The sequence below is a fragment of the Parabacteroides caeci genome (assembly GCF_023656795.1).
Classification (GTDB): domain Bacteria; phylum Bacteroidota; class Bacteroidia; order Bacteroidales; family Tannerellaceae; genus Parabacteroides; species Parabacteroides segnis.
The window spans coordinates 40,513-58,385 of record NZ_JAMOKT010000012.1; the positions used below are offsets into that span (position 1 = coordinate 40,513).

Genomic DNA, 17,873 nt, shown 5'->3' on the forward strand with positions numbered 1-17,873 from the left:
ATATTTATTTGAGGGGTTATTTATTTCTACTTTTATTTATCTGGTACAAAATTACCTGATATAAACCATCCGGAACAGGCATAAATTACTGATTCATGTATAATTATTACTGATATGAGTAAATGTGTCTAGTTTGCCTGATTACAAAAGCGCACGCAGTAATTGAGTAGCAACTCGATATGCGAAGCGATGATCGATGCGCTGTGGCGGTCGATGGCATGATGCAATTCAGCCCTGATCTTTTGGAGACTGTCCGATATGATCTGTTGCTCATGTTCTGATAGCGGTCCCCGGCAGCGGCAACGTGTCGGATAACTATCGATACGTCCCTCTAATGATGTCTCATATAATAGATCGGGATGGAATATAATACCCGTATAGCCATTGGTCGAACGATGTTCGAGCGATGGGATTTCTACCATTTCTCCGGGATGAATGAGGCGGAGTTTGTCTTTTCCGGAATATTGATTTCCGTCTAACGTTACATAATACAAAAGTCCGTAAAAATCACACGTCATACGAATATCGCGGTTCAGATTTGCGTTCGACAGATCAATTATACTAATCAACGGATGCAAGGTTTCCCGCCCCGTCAATTTGTTAAACTGATCGATCGTCATAAGTTCCCTATTATTCATTTATTCTGTTGTCATTTAATTATTATTTAGCATACTACAAAATTACCGTGTCCGAAAAGATTCTATATGATACGAATTACGGATATACGTATAATTATTACTGATCGGATCTTATAACTCACAGATATTTATTACATTTGTCGAAAACATAAATCACGAACCGGCATGGATAAAATCATAAAACTGAATACGGTTAAAGACTATAATGACTTTCTGGGTATCGAAACACCGCATCCGTTGGTCAGTGTGATCGATGCGTCAAAGATCAGTCCGTTACGTCATGTACGTAAGAATATTGGTTTTTACGTCGTTTACCTGAAAGATATTCAATGTGCCGATCAGATCAAATACGGAAGGAATTATTATGATTTTCAAGAAAATACCCTGGTGTTTGCAGCTCCCGGACAAGTGATCGGCAATGACGATACAGGAGAAGAATTTCAGCCAATGGGATGGTGGCTGACCTTTCAGCCCGAATTATTGCACGGCACACATCTCGGACATCATATGCAGGACTACACTTTCTTTTCCTACGCCGTAAATGAAGCGTTGCATCTCTCAAAGCAGGAACGCCAGACCATAATAGATTGCATGATGAAGATCGACGAGGAGATCAGGGAGGCGAAGGACAAACACAGCAATTTAATTATTTCTTCGGCCATCGAGTTGTTGCTTAACTATTGTGTCAGGTTCTATGACCGGCAATTCATCACTCGTAAGAAGGCAAATAAAGATACGTTGACCGATTTCGAAAAGTTACTGAATGACTATTTTACGTCCGGAAAACCTTTATCCATAGGAACTCCTACCGTTGCTTATTGTGCGGATCAGTTGCATTTGTCTGCTAATTATTTCGGTGACTTAATCAAGAAAGAAACCGGAACGTCCGCCCAGGAATATATTTTGGTAAAAACAATGGCTGTTGCAAAAGAACTATTAGCCGATCCGTCCAAGTCGATCAGTGACGTTGCTTATGCGTTGGGTTATCAATATCCCCAATATTTCAGCAAAGCCTTCAAACGGGTTATCGGATGTTCACCGAATGAGTATAGGACATCGGCTAAGGTATTGTCTTGAGTTTTATGGATAGAAGAGGTACGGAGAGTTCCCTATAACCCTTAACCTCAAAAGCAATAGTATCTAACCCCAAAAGCTTAATACTTTAACGGCAAAGCCTATTACTTTTGCAAACTGTCACCTCGGTGACGTTCCAACATCATCCCGATGATATTTCATTGTCACCGGGATGACAATTCGGATAGCCGCCTTTTTTCATAACTAATTGTCGGGAACCGCCTTTTTCTCGATTATATATCCTATCTTTGGAAAAGTAACCTTAAGCAATACAAAACAATGGCTGTAAAATATAGACTACGCAAACGCCCGACCAATCTCTCCAAAGATATCGAAGATGGTTTCTATCCGCAGGTGATCCGTTCGGACAATGTCGATTCAAAAGGATTGGCTTCTTATGTGACCGGTGATCATGGATTCCGCAGTGCCGCCATGCTCGGAGCAATCGAACAAATCAAAGAAGGAATCATCAGCCTGCTGGAAGACGGCAACAGCGTGTCGATCAGCGGACTGGGAACATTTACTTTGACGGCACAGTCGAGGCTGGTGAAAGATCCCAAAGAGATACGTGCCGGATCTATCTCCGTGAAAGATGTCGTGTTTAAAGTTTCACCCGAACTCATGCAACGCCTGAGGTCCGTACAATTTGAAAGGGAATAATGTGATGATACGTACCGTTAAACTGGATATCCGGAAAGGGGAGTATCTGTCGGATGCCCTTCGTCGCCACGGAAAAGAAAATATACCGACACGGGTGATACTGAACAAGGTATTGCCCGGATTGGGAGCTACCTATTGCGAGATCATGTCTCCCCGTTCCTCTATTATTATCGAACCGAACGTGCCGGTGATCGTCGGGAAGATGGAGAAACATAAGAACCTGCTGGGTATTTACCGCGGTGTCAAGACTGATGAGGTGGCGCGCCATATCCGCAAATATCCCGGCTGCTGCAAGATCATGGTGACGCCCGAAAGTTTCTGGAAGGTAAAGCAGGCGATGGAGGATGAAGGTGTCGATATGTATAAGGACTTTTTCATGTTGTTCGACGAATGCGAGAAGATTATCCAGGATAACGATTTCCGCGAGACGATAGAGGCGCCGCTCGACGACTTTTTTCTTTTCCGGCAGATGGCATTTGTCAGTGCCACGCCGATCCTGCCCCGCGATCCGAGGTTTGAGGAACATGGTTTCACCGAACTACGTATCGAGCCGGCTTATCCGTATCGCAAGCCGCTCCGTCTGATTACGACCAATAATGTGGTGGAAGCGTTGGCGGAAGTGCTGCCCGAATGTAAAAGTAAAGTTTGTATCTTCGTCAATTCCATCGATACGATCGAATCGCTTTATAAGGATATGGCGGAGTTGCAAAACTCTGCTACTTTTTGCAGTACCCAGGGCATTGCGAAGCTGAGGCATGTAAAAGACCGGAGCATGCACGACCGGATCGAAGAGTTGAAACGGTATAACTTCTTCACCAGCCGTTTCTTTTCGGCAGTCGATATCGATGTGCGATGTAAGCCGGATATCATCCTGCTTTCCGACCTTTACGGAGCGGAGCAGTCGGTGATCGATCCGCGGACGGAAGCGATACAGATAGCCGGCCGTTTCCGTAACGGTTTTCGCAGCCTGACGCATATAACCAGTATCAAGCCGTCGCTGGAGGCAATGAATGCGTCGGAGGTAGACGAGTGGCTGGAGAGTGCCCGGCTGGCCATGACGGAGATCAGGGAAAAGAGTAAAAAGGATAAGCGGCGCGGATACCGGGAGACGTATATGGAGGCAGCCGTCAATCTTACCTATCAGCAGTATGTCTATCAGAATGGAAAGGATAATTATTTCCGGCAGGATAATTTCCGTGAGCAGGAACGGGTAAAGAGCTTGTACCGCTCGGCGGACAGTTTGTTCAATGCCTACCGGGATGTCCCGTTTTTTGAGGTGACGCATGAAGACAAACAATATCCGTTGACCGACAACGACCGTTTGGCACGTCATCGGCAGACCAGTCGTAAACAGCGTCGTATATTTCTCCTCGAGCAGTTCGAACGGATCGCTTACCTGCGTTTTTCTCCCGACGAGAAAGACCAGGACCGTTACAGCCGTTACCTGGCGCGTATCCTTTCTTCCGAATACGATTGCATGTTCCATGAATGTTATCTCCGCAAAGGTGCCGATTATATCCGGAGCGTCGACTTCAAAGACAGCGAAATCAAACGGGCAGTAGAGGAAGCCGGCACCACTGTCTTTCGTAAAAAGCAGCAAATGAAGGAGATAGTGGAGAAGCAGTTCCGGGTGGGAGAAGTCTATGTAGGATCTGATATGTCCGTAATCCTAACGGCCGCTTATCGTAAAGTGGGATTACCTGTTAATAAACGGGTGAATACAACGGTTCTCAAAGAGTATTTCGAATTAAAGGAGGAACGTACAAATTCTATCCGTTATATACGGATCGTCAAAAAGAAATAAATGTTAATGGTGACAAACAAAAGGTCGAAAGTTACTACTTTTTTACCCCGGTTGTAAGGGCGTTTCTGTTTTGGAGTATGATAATCATCGGTGACAAACTTTTTGCTGCCCCCTATAAAACAAAGAAAATATATTTGTCATTCCAGGGCTATGAATGATTGTCTATATCGGATAATATTCGTTTAATAGTTTCCTGTAGAGGAGGAAGGTTGTTATAAATAATATAAAAAGGAGTTACATCCCTTGACACAACTCCTTTTCATATTATTAAATCCTATATCTTATTCCCACTCAATAGTCGCATTGGGTTTCGGAGACATGTCGTAGCAAACGCGGTTTACGTTCTTTACTTCTTTCAGGATACGGTCCGTGATCTTCATCAGGATAGGCCAGTCTACCGGTTCGATGGTGGCTGTCATGGCGTCTACGGTGTTGACAGCGCGGATGATAACAGGCCAGTCGAAAGAACGGGCATTATCCCGTACGCCAACCGATTTGAAATCAGGAACAACAGTGAAATACTGCCATACCTTCTTGTCCAGTCCGGCAAGCTGGAACTCTTCGCGTAAGATGGCATCAGCTTCACGAACGGCTTCCAGTCTGTCACGGGTGATAGCTCCCAGACAACGTACACCCAGTCCGGGACCAGGGAACGGCTGACGGTAAACCATTTCATAAGGCAAGCCCAGTTCCAGACCGCAGGCACGAACCTCGTCTTTGAATAACTGACGCAGCGGTTCAACCAGTTCGAACTTCAGGTCTTCGGGCAGACCGCCTACGTTGTGATGAGATTTTACCATCTTGGCAGTCTTTGTTCCGCTTTCCACGATATCCGGATAGATCGTACCTTGTGCTAAGAAATCGATACCATCCAGTTTACGAGCTTCCTCTTCGAATACACGGATAAATTCGCCACCGATAATCTTGCGTTTTTCTTCCGGATCGGCAACTCCTGCCAGTTTATCCAGGAAACGGTCGGTAACATCTTTATATATCAGGTTCGCATTCAACTGATTTTTGAATACTTCCACTACATCTTCCGATTCACCTTTACGCATCAGACCATGGTTTACATGTACGCAAACCAGTTTATCGCCGATCGCTTTCAGAAGCAAGGCAGCCACAACAGAACTGTCAACTCCGCCTGACAGGGCCAACAGGACTTTTCTATCGCCTACCTGACGTCTGACAAGTTCGATCTGGTCGTTGACAAAGTTTGTCATATTCCAGTTTGCTTCCGCTTTGCAGGTGTCGAAAACGAAAGATTTCACAGCCGCTTTGATAGCTTCTATATCGTCGGTGAATTCACCCAGTTTTACTTCACATAATGCTTTGTCGTGGCCGGCAGCCATTACGGGGATACCCAGCGAGTAAATACCCGGATTTACATCGATGGCAATACCGTCGATCACATTGTTCGGACCACCGTTGATGATGATACCTTTTACGTTCGGCAGTGCTTTCAGTTCCTCTACTGTGATGTCGTGAGGATAAATTTCACTGTAAACACCCAATGCACGGATTGCTCTTGCCAATACCGTATTTTCATGACTTCCCAGGTCTAAAATAACGATCATATCTTGTTTCATCGTATTCCTCCTAAAATTATTAAGTTAATTAGATTATCCTTCTTGTGATTTTTATTCCCACTCTATAGTTGCAGGTGGCTTGGAACTGATGTCGTACACAACACGGTTCACACCTTTTACCTTATTGATGATCTCGTTGGATACTTTTGCCAGGAATTCGTAAGGCAGTTGTGCCCAGTCGGCTGTCATGGCATCGGTAGAAGTTACGGCACGCAGGGCAACGGTATTTTCATAGGTACGTTCGTCACCCATAACACCGACCGATTGGATAGGAAGCAGGATGACTCCGGCTTGCCAGATCTTGTCGTATAAACCCCATTCGCGCATCAGCGACATATAAATATCATCGGCATCCTGAAGGATACGTACTTTTTCCGGCGTGATATCGCCTAAGATACGGATACCCAGACCAGGACCGGGGAACGGATGGCGTTTGATCAGATGCGGCTGCATGCCCAGTTCGATACCAACACGACGAACTTCGTCTTTGAAGAGAAGGCGAAGCGGTTCAACCAGTTGCAGTTTCATCGTATCAGGCAGTCCGCCTACATTATGATGACTTTTGATGACTGTTCCGGTGATGGATAAAGACTCGATAACGTCCGGATAGATCGTACCTTGTCCCAGCCATTTGATATCTTTCAGCTTATGAGCTTCTTCGTCGAACACGTCGATGAAACCTTTGCCGATGATCTTACGTTTTTGTTCCGGCTCGGTAACTCCCGCTAATGCTTTATAGAATTTATCTTTTGCGTTTACTCCGATCACGTTCAACCCCAGGTGTTCGTAATCTTTCATTACGTTTTCGAACTCATTCTTACGCAGCAAACCGTGGTCTACGAAGATACAGGTCAGGTTTTTGCCGATTGCCTTGTTCAGCAATACAGCTGTAACGGAAGAGTCTACGCCACCCGATAAGGCCAGAATCACTTTATCGTCACCCAATTGCTCTTTCAGTTCTGCAACCGTCGATTCGATGAAAGAAGCCGGTGTCCAGTCTTTGGCGCATCCGCAGATATTCAGGAAATTGTCTAATAACTTTGTACCGTCTGTAGAGTGGAATACTTCCGGATGGAACTGTACGCCCCAGGTCTGTTCGCCTTCTACATGATAAGCTGCCGCTTTTACATCGTCGGTGCTGGCGATCACTTTGAAGTTATCCGGCAATACAGTGATTGTATCTCCATGAGACATCCAGATCTGAGAGCCGGTGTCGATGCCTTTCAATAGAGGATCTTCATTATTAATGTAGGATAGATTGGCTCGTCCGTATTCACGTGAGTTGGCCGGTTCTACATTGCCTCCGGATGTATAAGCCAGAAACTGAGCCCCGTAACAAATACCTAAAACCGGATACTTTCCACGAATCTCGCTCAGGTCTGCCTTGAAAGCATTTTCATCGTAAACAGAGTAAGGACTTCCTGAAAGGATTACCCCTTTCACATCGGTTGCATCATGCGGAAATTTGTTGTAGGGAAGGATCTCGCAATACATGTTTAACTCTCTGACCCTGCGGCCAATCAATTGAGTTGTTTGCGAGCCGAAATCAAGAATAATAAGTTTCTCGTGCATGCAGTGTTATTATTTAATTGAGTGGCGCAAAGGTAGTAATTTTATTTAGAAAATTGGTAAGGCGTTTTCTATATAAAGGTGAATCTGCCGGACGATTTCAATATATTTCTTATGATTTCACAAAAGTTTCAATTAGATAGAATCTTTGTTTCTCTGATATGAAACTATAATGGCATCATATTGGTTGAAAAGAATGATTTAGTTCTTAAAAAATGTATAAACAGACAGGATATGTTTTAATACATCTGATTAAACATTACCTTTGTACGTTCATTTTTAGAAGGAACCGTATGGATACAGAAAAGAAAGAAACGAAGGAAATAAATAAACTCTCATTATTAATCATGGCGGTAGTCGTGTTGATACTGATTATCGCTGGTGCAGGTTACTATATTTATCAGCAGAAACAGCAGATGAATGATTTGGTTGAGGCTTATGACCTGGATAAGCAAACGCTTGAAGATGAGTTTAATGAACTCTCTATGCAATATGAGGGATACCAGTTCAATGTAGGCAATGATTCCCTGATGAATTTGTTATCTACAGAGCAGGCAAAGGTTCAGCGCCTGATGGAAGAACTCCGTACGGTGAAGGCGACAAATACCAAAGAAATTGCCCGTTTGAAGAAAGAACTGGAAACGCTTCGTAAGATCATGCGTAATTATGTCGTTCAGATCGACTCTTTGAACCGAGCGAACGAACAGTTGCAGGTAGAAAAGAAAGAAGCCGTTCAGAAATACCAGCGTGCCACATCACAAGCTGCTACCCTGAAGAAAGAAAAAGAAAAGTTGGCAGAACGCGTTACTATTGCAAGCCGCTTGGATGCTACCGGCATCACGGTTACTCCGGTCAATTCGCGTGGAAAGCTGGCAAAGAAGATCAAACGTATGGAACGTTTCGTAGTCGATTTCCGCATCGCCAAGAATATTACTGCTCCCGTTGGTGAGAAGACTGTATATGTACGTATTATGAAGCCGGACGATGATGTGCTGGTAAAGAGCCGTGCCGATGTTTTCCCCTTTGAAGGAAAGGATATCAACTACTCGATGAAGAAACTGATCGAATATGACGGGGAAGAATATCCCGTTACCATGTATTGGGATATCGAAGAATTCCTTTCTCCGGGAACTTACCGTGTAGATATTTTTATTGACGGAAACCTGATCGGAAAGAGAAACTTCACGTTGGAAGATTAACGAATGGAAACAGATGGCCACTTAGCGAAGCTTTTAGCGGATCTCCCGGAATCTCTGGCCCGCGACGAAGTTTTTGTGAGTGAACTGAAGAATATCACTACAGTGGTTGCTGTCGATAAAGGGGATTACCTGCTTCGTACCGGTGAGATTTGTCAGGATGCCTACTTCATCAATAAAGGACTATTCATTAATTTATATGTAAGCGAAAAAGGCGATGAATGCGTAACCGGTTTTTCATCCGACTATCAATATCCTTTCCTGTCCGCTATCGGTTATTTTACCCAGGCGCCTTCCGAGTTCGAGATTAAGGCGCTCGAAGCCGGCGAACTGCTAAGGCTATCACGTACCCATATCGAAGACCTTTCTCTGCGTTATCCGTTATTTGCATCGTATTACCAGAATGCGATGCTGACTATCATATCAAAACTTTATTCTATGTTTGCCATCCGCCAGTCGTGTACGGCTGAAGAATTTATCAAATACCTTTACAATCACTATATGTGGATTATGCAGCGTGTTCCCGACAAATATATTGCCCAATATATGGGAATCAGCAATGCCTGGTACTGCAAGCTGAAAAAGCGCATCTTTAATTGAATTAATTCAATTTTATATTTAAACTAAACCAGTACTTTTGCACCGATAAATCGTACTTTTGTTTGTGTACGAAGAATATAGTTTTGTCGAATATAAACAATAGGAGATAACCGGTTGTTTTTTATTTAGATAAAGGTGATAAGTTGTTTTAGTGGTTAAAATAAAGTCTCCGGATGAAAAAACAATAAAAAGATGAAACGGATTATTGTATTAGTAGGATTGTTGGTCTGTTCTGGTTATGCAAGTTCCCAACAGACTTTGACATTGGAAGAATGTCGAAACTTAGCTATTCAGAATAATAAGGAATTACAGATGTCCGGCGAAAAGGTAAAGGCGGCCAATGAAGAACGCAAAGCGGCTTTTACTAAATATTTTCCGCAGCTTTCTGCCATGGGAGGATATATGTGGAATCAGAAAGATATCAATCTGCTGGATATGGACGCTTTGAGTGCCAAACTCGGTTCCGCCCTGGGACCGCTTGCCCAACTTCCTGTTTTCGGACAATTAATGGGAGGAATTGACGATGTGCAGCATCTGGATGTGCAGAATATCTGGGTGGGAGGCGTTTCGCTGGTTCAACCGGTCTTTATGGGAGGAAAGATTGTCTCCTATAATCAGATTACCAAATATGCCCGTGAATTGGCCGAATCGATGAACGACCTCCAGTTGCAGGAAGTCATTTATAAAACCGATGAAACTTACTGGCAGGTGATTTCGCTGGTCAATAAGAAAAAGTTGGCCGACGCGTATGTCGGGTTACTCCGGAAGATGGACAGTGACGTGACAGCCATGATTGCCGAAGGAGTTGCCACCCAGGCAGACGGACTGTCGGTAAAGGTAAAACTGAATGAGGCGGAAATGGCGCAGACGAAAGTGGATAACGGTCTGGCTTTGTCGCGTATGCTGCTCTCCCAGATTTGCGGTTTGCCATTGGATGAACCTTTGGTGCTGGCAGATGAAAATATAGAGAACTTCCCTGTCCATTCCAGTGACGCTACCGCAAATGTGAATGAAGCGTTTGCTAACCGCGATGAGCTGAAAAGCCTGGAACTGGCAGCTAAGATTTATCAGAAGAAAGAACGGATAGTCTTGGCGGACATGTTACCCAATGTGGCTTTGTCGGCAAACTATCTGGTAACGAACCCGAATGCTTTCAACGGTTTTAAGAATGAATTTGCCGGAATGTTTAATATCGGTGTGATGATGAAAGTACCTTTGTCCGGTTGGTGGGAGGGTACTTATAAAAGGAACTCCGCCCGTGCTGAGACACGTATCCAGATGTTGCAACTGATGGAAGCCCGTGAAAAGGTCGAGTTGCAGGTAAACCAATCCGTTTATAAGGTGAATGAAGCCAATAAGAAACTGACCGCTTCTTCACGGAATATGGAGAATGCGGAGGAAAATCTTCGTCATGCCAATCTCGGTTTTGAGGAAGGTGTTATTCCGGCTTTAAACCTGATGGAAGCTCAGACGGCTTGGGTATCGGCACGTTCCAGTCTGATTGACGCTCAGATAGAAGTGAAATTAACGGAAGTTTACCTGTCGAAGGCAATGGGTAAACTGTCGATAGATAAACAGAAGTAATAACAATAAAAATATACAAAGATGAACGAGAATAAAAAGTTTTCGATCAGCAACATGATGTTGGCATTTATCACGGTATTGGTCGTGATTGGATTAGTCGCATTGACCGGTTTCTTTTTGCTTACTCCTCCCGACGATATTATTATGGGGCAGGCTGAAGCTAATCAGGTTCGTATTTCCGGAAAAGTACCCGGACGAATCGAAATGTATCGTTTTGATGAAGGAGATAAGGTGAAAGCCGGTGATACATTGGTGTATCTGAATACTCCGGAAGTCTTGGCAAAACTGCAACAGGCGGAAGCCGTTCAAAAGGCTGCCGAAGCACAGAATGCCAAAGCGATCAAAGGAGCCCGTGCACAGGAAATAGCCGGAGCTTACGAGATGTGGCAGAAGGCACAAGCCGGTTTGGAGATTGCCCAAAAATCATATACCCGTGTTCAGAACTTATATGATAAGGGAGTCATGTCTGCTCAGAAAAGAGATGAGGCTGAGGCAAACTATAAAGCGATGGTCGCTACCGAAAAAGCGGCTAAGTCGCAGTATGATATGGCTCGGGATGGTGCCCGTTCGGAAGATAAGGCTGCTGCGGCTGCCCTGGTTCAACAGGCCGGCGGTGCTGTTGCCGAAGTGGAATCTTATTTGAAAGAGTCGGCTTTGGTTTCACCTATCGACGGAGAGGTATCCGAGCGTTTCCCACAGGTGGGAGAATTGGTCGGTACCGGTGCGCCGATTATGAATATCACTGACCTGAACGATATGTGGGTGTCATTCAGTGTTCGTGAAGACCTGTTGAAGGATATCAAGATCGGTTCCGAACTGAATGCTTTTATTCCGGCACTCGACAATAAGCCGGTAAAGCTGAAAGTATATTATATGAAGGACATGGGTTCGTATGCTGCCTGGAAAGCTACAAAGACAACCGGACAATTCGATTCGAAGACCTTTGAAGTCCGTGCCCGTCCGCTGGAAAAAATAGCAGACTTACGTCCCGGAATGTCTGTCGTAATGAAGAAAAAAGGAAACGAAATATTATGACATTGAAGCAGAGTTTACATAGTATCTGGAATGTGGCGAAGCGGGAGATACACCGGCTGACATCGAAGCCGATCTATTTCTTCTGTATGCTGATCGCTCCGGCTCTCTGTGTCGTCTTCTTCCTGTCACTGATGCAAGATGGCTTGCCAACCAATCTGCCGATTGCCGTGGTCGATATGGATGGTTCAGCCACTTCCCGTAACCTGATCCGGCAGTTGGATGCTTTTGAACAGACGGAGGTTGTTTATAAGACCGCTACGTTCGATGATGCACGCCGGGAGATGCAAAAAGGAAACATATACGGTATTTTTTATATACCGAAGAACTTTGCAGTGGAGGCAACAACGGGAAAACAACCTACATTGTCTTTCTATACGAACGGTACTTATCTGATTGCAGCCTCCCTGCTTTTCAGGGATATGAAGACCATCTCTGTCTTGGCTGGCGCTTCGGTCGGCTTGCAGACCGGACTGGCGAAAGGATATACGACCGACCAGATTATGGGACAGCTTCAGCCGGTAGTAGTGGATACTCATGCGATCGGTAATCCCTGGCTGAACTATTCCGTCTATCTGAATAATACGATTTTGCCGGGCGTGCTTCAGTTGATGATCTTCCTGGTGACGGTGTTCAGCATCGGTACAGAGATAAAATATTCGACCGCCCGCCAGTGGTTGCAGACGGGAGGGAATTCATTGATGACCAGTCTGCTGGGAAAGTTACTCCCGCAAACTGTTATTTTCATCATTGTGGCGTTGATGTGTTGTGCCGCTTTGTACGGTTTCAATGCTTTCCCGCTAAATAGTGGTTGGATGCCGATGATATCGGCAATGATCCTGTTGGTGCTGGCTTCGCAGGCTGTCGGTGTGTTTATGATCGGTGTGTTGCCAACTTTGCGTCTGGGATTGAGTTTTGCCAGTTTGTTCGGTATGATTGCTTTCTCTATTGTTGGATTTTCTTTTCCCGTGTTAGGGATGGATCCGACTTTGCAGGCATTGAGCGACCTGTTCCCGCTTCGTCACTATTTTCTGATTTATGTGGATCAGGCGTTGAACGGTAGGGATTTGTTCTATTCATGGAGTGAATATGTCTGGTTGGCTGGCTTCCTTATCTTACCGTTCTTGATAGGAAAGAACCTGAAGAATGCGTTGCTGTACTTTAAGTATATTCCGTAAAACTGAAAGTAATGAAAAGAGAACATCGTTTACGATATATAATCAAAGAAGGTATACTGGATACCTTTTTTATCTGGAAGGATGAATTGAAGAACGTCTTCAAGGATTCGGGAGTCATGATCTTTTTCTTCCTGGTCCCATTCATCTATCCGCTTTTGTATGCGTTTATCTATAATAATGAGGTGGTTCACAATGCCAAGATGGTGGTGGTGGACCAGTCGGATTCTTATCTGAGTCGCGAATATATCCGTAAAGTAGATGCAACGGCAGATGTAAAGGTTGTTGCCGTCTGTTCGGATATGGAAGAGGCAAAACGGATGATGGATGCGAAAGAAGCATACGGAATCCTGTATTTCCCCAGTGAGTTCAGCAAAAATATACATAAAGGAAAGCAGGCGACAGTTTCGCTTTATTGTGATATGAGTGCTTTGTTGTTTTATAAAGCCTTCTTGTTGGCAACGACTGAAGTTTCGCTCGAGATAGGAAAAGAACTGCGGGCGCAGAATAATCCGTCGTCGACGATAGAACAGGAAAAGATAACGATCAATCCTATTCCGTATGAATCGGTAGCCTTGTTCAATTCGCAGAACGGGTTTGCCAGCTTCCTTGTGCCGGCTATCCTTATTCTGGTTATCCAGCAGACGCTTATTCTGGGTATCGGTATGTTGGGAGGAACGGCACGCGAAAAGAACCGTTTCCACAGCCTGGTTCCGGTAAGCCGTCATTTTAACGGGACGTTGCGTATCGTGTTTGGCAAGTCGCTTACCTATATATTATTATATGTAGTTGTTTGTATTTGGGCATTGGCTGTGGTTCCGAAATTGTTCTCTTTGCCGCAGGTGGGAGAGCCGTGGACTGTTATGTTGTTTGTTCTGCCTTATCTGTTCGCGTCCATCTTTTTGTCGATGACTTTGTCCGGTTTTATGACAAGCCGTGAGTCGCCGATGCTGGTCTTTGTCTTTACTTCGGTCATTCTGTTGTTTATCTCCGGCGTGTCCTGGCCTAAAGAGGCAATACCTCCGTTCTGGAAAGCGGTCGGTTATCTGTTCCCCTCCACACCGGGAATACAGGGATTTATCCGTATCAATACGGCAGGAGCCTCCTTGAATGAAGTGGCTCACGAATACCATACGCTTTGGATACAGGCCGGTATCTATTTTATTACAGCCTGTGCTATTTACAGGTATCAGATTATGCGTAGCCGAAAATTGATCATAAAACAATATCGATACATGAAGATGCAGCGAATGTTAAGGCAAAAGTAATTTATCTTTTCATTGATTTTAACGAAATAATGTTAGAATCCATCGAATATAGTCTTACTTTTGTACAAATTCTCAATCAAACTTAATTTTTAGTACTATGCAGAACAGACGTGACTTTTTAAAGCAAGCCTCAATGTTGCTTGCAGGAGGTTTAGTTGCACCTCAGTTGTTATCTTCTTGTGCCGAAAAGAAACATATCGGTTTACAGTTATATTCTTTGAGAGACCTTGTAAAAGATGAAGGCATTCAAAAGGTGTTGGAAACAGCGTCTAAAATAGGATATACCAATCTGGAAACAGCCGGTTATGACAATGGTAAAATTTATGGTTTAGCTCCTGCTGAATTTAAGAAAATGTGTAACGACCTGGGTATGAAATGTACCAGCGCCCACCTGGGACAGGAGTTTACTAAAGAAAAGGAAGCGGAAGTAATGAGTTGGTGGGATAAGGCGATTGCCGCTCACAACGAATTAGGGGTTAAATATATGGTTCAGCCCTGGATGCCGGTAAACGATCAGACTACTTTGGATGACTTGAAGATGTATTGCGATTATTTCAATACGGTCGGTTATAAGACTGCCGCTGCCAGTATCGCATTCGGTTATCATAACCATGCTTTCGAATTCCGTAAAATCGACGATAAGTTGATTTACGACTTCCTGTTGGATAACGTAAGTCCGAATCACGTATTCTTCCAGATGGACGTTTATTGGGTAAAAGAAGGTGGTGCAGATCCTGTTGCCTATCTGAAATCCCGTCCGAGCCAGTTCAAGACGATCCATATTAAGGATGACATGGAAATCGGTGCCAGCGGTAAGATTGACTTCAAACCGATCTTCGACCAGATGTATGCAAACAATGTAAGAGACTGGTACGTTGAAGTAGAACAATATACAAACAATGATCCTGTAGCCAGCTGTAAAGAAAGTTTCGACTTCCTGAACAAGGCGAATTATGTAAAGTAAACGATTATAAGATAATTATTCATAGCAAAAGCGATACTTACGGTTTATCTGTAGGTATCGCTTTGTTTTTTATATGGAAATAGAATCTATCCTATACACCTCATAATATTATCCCAGTCTTTTGCCAGGCTTGCCATATCCGGATACAGTAAATCGGCTCCTGCATCCAATAACACTTTGTCGGGGAGGGGACCGGTATTGACAGCAATCGTGAAGATGCCCGCAGCAACACCGGCTTCAACACCCATCGGAGCGTTTTCTACGACAAATGCTTCGTTGGCACGGACTCCAGCTTTTTGCAATCCCATCAGATAAGGTTCGGGATGAGGTTTGCCGTATTTTACGTCAAAAGCCGTAACCATCTTTTCGCGGGTAAAACAGCCGGGATAGGTATGTTCCAATTTGTTAATCAGGCTGTGCTGGCCGGAACCGGTCACGACTAATGTTTGTAGTCCGGTCGCTTTAACGGCAGCCAGTACTTCTGCGGCGCCTGTCATTGCTTTACCATCATTATATTTATTGAAAAGTGTTGCTTTCTCTTTATATAGTTCCCGTTTTTCCTCATCGGTCGCATCACGCTGAAAGGTACGTTGGTACAATTCGTTGATTGTACTGTCTCCGGTACGGCCTTCAAACAGGTAAAAGTCTTCCTCTTTAGCCTGGAGCTGATGATGTATCGCTGTTTCGTTCCAGGCACGGGCATGAAAACGCATGGAGTCGTATAAGACACCATCCATATCGAAAAGTACAGCTTTGGGAGAAAGAGAGTTTTGCCTAGTCCTAAGCAGATAACGGTTGATAGCTTCTTGTATCATTCTGTTCATGTTTTAAATATCACTGCACGAAGGTACAAAAATTATCGTTCCGCTTGCAAACTCTTCTTGTACTCAGCCGGCGTCATTCCATATTTGTCCCGGAAAAGGCGTTGGTAAGTACGGACATTGTTGAAACCAGAATCCATTGCGATTGCCTCGATCGTGTAATGGTTGAATTTTTTCAGCAAGGAAAGAGAGTATTCAAGTCTCAAACTATTGATATATCCATTGAAATTCTCTCCGGTGAACGTTTGTAACAATGACGAGATACGATTTTTGCCGACCGGCGTCAACTGAAGAAGTATATCCCTCGAAAAATTGGGATCCAGGAAAAGCCGCTCATTACGGATTTTCAGGTCTAACTCTTCGAAAGAACGCCTGTCGGCCTCGTTTATGTCCCCAAGTGTGGCGGTAGATTTTTCTTCTTTCTCTTCTTTGCTGTCTGTATTTACCTTGGTTTGTTTAGCCAACATCTCTTCCTGTTGGTTGATTCGTAACTGTGCCGTATCTAACTTTGTTCGGTAGGAAAGATACAACTCGATTTGTTGTGCCATCAGCTTGTTCTTGCGCCCCACAATACGGGAATGGCGGACGACCAGTAAGAATATAACGCAGATAAGAAAAAGTATTCCCCCAGCCACTGTAGTTAAGGTCCTGTGCCATTTCAGCTCTTCTGCCTGCCGCTCGATCTGCCGTTCCTTCTCGCGGGTTTCCAAGAGGGTCGCCATTTCGAGCGCGTTGTTCTCATTGTCCCGTCGGTTCAGGCTGTCTGCCAGCAACAAGGCGGTCTCATAGAAGGCGTTCGCTTCGCCTTCCTTCCCTAAATGGCGGTAGGCATCCGCCAACAGCAGGCACGCTTCCTTGCGTTGTTCGTGAATGCTGTCATCGTAGGCCACCGGATCAGTCAGCCGATAGGCTTTTCCGACCAGTTTGCCATATTCGTGCGTATGTTTGTAGTACTCGATTTCCAGGCGGACCAAGTCCGGATTGCGACCTGCCAACGGGTTCTCCTGCAACTTTTCGAACCATTCCCGTCCTTTGCCGGCCTGCCCCGCCAGCACGTAGAGGTAAGCTAATTTTCCGGCTATAATCCCTTCCTTTGCCTTGAAGGAGGCATCGGGTATCTTATGCGGGAATGCGCCGCCTTTCAACGGGCGCAGCCGTTCGATTTCCTCCTGCATGGAGAGGGTCGTTTTCAGGGCATCTGCCGTCCGCCCATCTTCCTGTTGCCAGTCCGCGAGGTTCTGTTTGTAAAGCAGTAGCTTTAATTCGTCCGAGACAATCGGATGTTCCCGTTTCCGTTTGATGTCTATTTGTTCACGGCAGAAACGGATCGCCTCGTTCATATAGGTGTAGGCCTCACCCGGATCGCCCATCGCTCGGTAGACGCGTGCTATCGCCCAATAGGCATTATGATGGTTGGAAGTCGAATTGCCCGAACGCTCAATCACGTCAATCATCGAGCGGGCATATTTCATCGCCTCTTCGTAGTCGCGGGTGGCGATCATCGACTCGATCAGGTTCTTGCACATATTGAAGTAGTATTGGGGATTGTTGAGCACCGAGTCGTTTTCCAACACCCGCTTTCCCCACTTTGCAGCCATGCGTTCCATCCGCTTGGGGCCTCCGTAGATCTGCGCCCGTGTCCAGTCGATTTGGTATTGCGGAAACGACTTCCTCTTTTCCGCCTCGTTCAGCAACAGCAACGCCCGGTCGGGATCAGAAAGGGCGGCGTTTCGTATCGCTTGGACGGTTAGCAAACTATCCGGTATATACTCTTCAGGCTGTGCCGAAGGTATAGCCTGAAGAGTATATACCGGATAGAAGGCAAATAAGATGATTAAATATGTATAAAATCTATGTTTCATTTTCTATTTTATTCGATTGGGTGCCTCCACGAAATCT

At 44.9% G+C, this 17,873-nt stretch carries 15 protein-coding genes; 10 read left to right on the forward strand and 5 right to left on the reverse strand.

Going from position 1 to position 17,873, the window contains the following annotated elements; translation table 11 throughout:
* Positions 1-128 precede the first annotated feature (128 nt).
* Complete coding sequence (locus tag NBH15_RS08270; RefSeq protein WP_244050221.1) at positions 129-638, reverse strand: transcriptional regulator; 510 nt, start codon at positions 636-638, stop codon at positions 129-131.
* A gap of 165 nt (positions 639-803) precedes the next feature.
* Here NBH15_RS08270 and NBH15_RS08275 point away from each other — a divergent pair, with 165 nt between their 5' ends.
* From NBH15_RS08275 to NBH15_RS08285, 3 genes are all read left to right on the forward strand, one after another.
* Positions 804-1,715 carry a helix-turn-helix domain-containing protein gene (locus NBH15_RS08275; protein WP_128133791.1) on the forward strand — a complete coding sequence of 304 codons (912 nt, stop codon included), beginning with the start codon at positions 804-806 and terminating at the stop codon, positions 1,713-1,715.
* Positions 1,716-1,991: 276 nt separating this feature from the next.
* Positions 1,992-2,372 (forward strand): HU family DNA-binding protein, encoded by a 381-nt coding sequence (locus NBH15_RS08280; RefSeq protein WP_007657701.1) that lies wholly within the window; start codon positions 1,992-1,994, stop codon positions 2,370-2,372.
* Between the two features lie 4 nt (positions 2,373-2,376).
* Positions 2,377-4,176, forward strand: a complete 1,800-nt coding sequence (locus NBH15_RS08285; protein ID WP_244050222.1) for a DEAD/DEAH box helicase family protein — start codon at positions 2,377-2,379, stop codon at positions 4,174-4,176.
* A gap of 281 nt (positions 4,177-4,457) precedes the next feature.
* Here NBH15_RS08285 and guaA (NBH15_RS08290) read toward each other — a convergent pair whose 3' ends face one another.
* Together guaA (NBH15_RS08290) and guaA (NBH15_RS08295) are read right to left on the reverse strand one after the other, a co-directional pair.
* The gene (guaA, locus tag NBH15_RS08290) at positions 4,458-5,765 is read right to left on the reverse strand and encodes a glutamine-hydrolyzing GMP synthase (protein WP_250822434.1); all 1,308 of its coding nucleotides are present in this window, start codon (positions 5,763-5,765) and stop codon (positions 4,458-4,460) included.
* A gap of 51 nt (positions 5,766-5,816) precedes the next feature.
* The gene (guaA, locus tag NBH15_RS08295) at positions 5,817-7,337 is read right to left on the reverse strand and encodes a glutamine-hydrolyzing GMP synthase (RefSeq protein ID WP_007657711.1); all 1,521 of its coding nucleotides are present in this window, start codon (positions 7,335-7,337) and stop codon (positions 5,817-5,819) included.
* Positions 7,338-7,627: 290 nt separating this feature from the next.
* Here guaA (NBH15_RS08295) and NBH15_RS08300 point away from each other — a divergent pair, with 290 nt between their 5' ends.
* From NBH15_RS08300 to NBH15_RS08330, 7 genes are all read left to right on the forward strand, one after another.
* Positions 7,628-8,533 carry a DUF8429 coiled-coil domain-containing protein gene (locus tag NBH15_RS08300; RefSeq protein ID WP_244050224.1) on the forward strand — a complete coding sequence of 302 codons (906 nt, stop codon included), beginning with the start codon at positions 7,628-7,630 and terminating at the stop codon, positions 8,531-8,533.
* 3 nt (positions 8,534-8,536) lie between these two features.
* The gene (locus NBH15_RS08305) at positions 8,537-9,130 is read left to right on the forward strand and encodes a Crp/Fnr family transcriptional regulator (protein ID WP_195438187.1); all 594 of its coding nucleotides are present in this window, start codon (positions 8,537-8,539) and stop codon (positions 9,128-9,130) included.
* Positions 9,131-9,322: 192 nt separating this feature from the next.
* Positions 9,323-10,714 (forward strand): TolC family protein, encoded by a 1,392-nt coding sequence (locus NBH15_RS08310; protein WP_244050225.1) that lies wholly within the window; start codon positions 9,323-9,325, stop codon positions 10,712-10,714.
* Between the two features lie 21 nt (positions 10,715-10,735).
* On the forward strand, positions 10,736-11,749 hold the full coding sequence (locus tag NBH15_RS08315) for an HlyD family secretion protein (RefSeq protein ID WP_250822435.1): 1,014 nt from the start codon (positions 10,736-10,738) through the stop codon (positions 11,747-11,749).
* Positions 11,746-12,924, forward strand: coding sequence for an ABC transporter permease (locus tag NBH15_RS08320; protein WP_244050227.1), 1,179 nt, complete (start codon positions 11,746-11,748; stop codon positions 12,922-12,924). Before NBH15_RS08315 ends, NBH15_RS08320 begins: the two co-directional genes overlap by 4 nt.
* An 11-nt stretch (positions 12,925-12,935) precedes the next feature.
* Positions 12,936-14,189, forward strand: coding sequence for an ABC transporter permease (locus tag NBH15_RS08325; RefSeq protein ID WP_244050228.1), 1,254 nt, complete (start codon positions 12,936-12,938; stop codon positions 14,187-14,189).
* Between the two features lie 97 nt (positions 14,190-14,286).
* Positions 14,287-15,153 (forward strand): sugar phosphate isomerase/epimerase family protein, encoded by an 867-nt coding sequence (locus NBH15_RS08330; protein WP_046146578.1) that lies wholly within the window; start codon positions 14,287-14,289, stop codon positions 15,151-15,153.
* 86 nt (positions 15,154-15,239) lie between these two features.
* Here NBH15_RS08330 and NBH15_RS08335 read toward each other — a convergent pair whose 3' ends face one another.
* The gene (locus NBH15_RS08335) at positions 15,240-15,968 is read right to left on the reverse strand and encodes an inorganic diphosphatase (protein WP_244050229.1); all 729 of its coding nucleotides are present in this window, start codon (positions 15,966-15,968) and stop codon (positions 15,240-15,242) included.
* A gap of 41 nt (positions 15,969-16,009) precedes the next feature.
* Positions 16,010-17,836 (reverse strand): helix-turn-helix domain-containing protein, encoded by a 1,827-nt coding sequence (locus tag NBH15_RS08340; RefSeq protein WP_250822436.1) that lies wholly within the window; start codon positions 17,834-17,836, stop codon positions 16,010-16,012.
* Positions 17,837-17,873 lie beyond the last annotated feature (37 nt).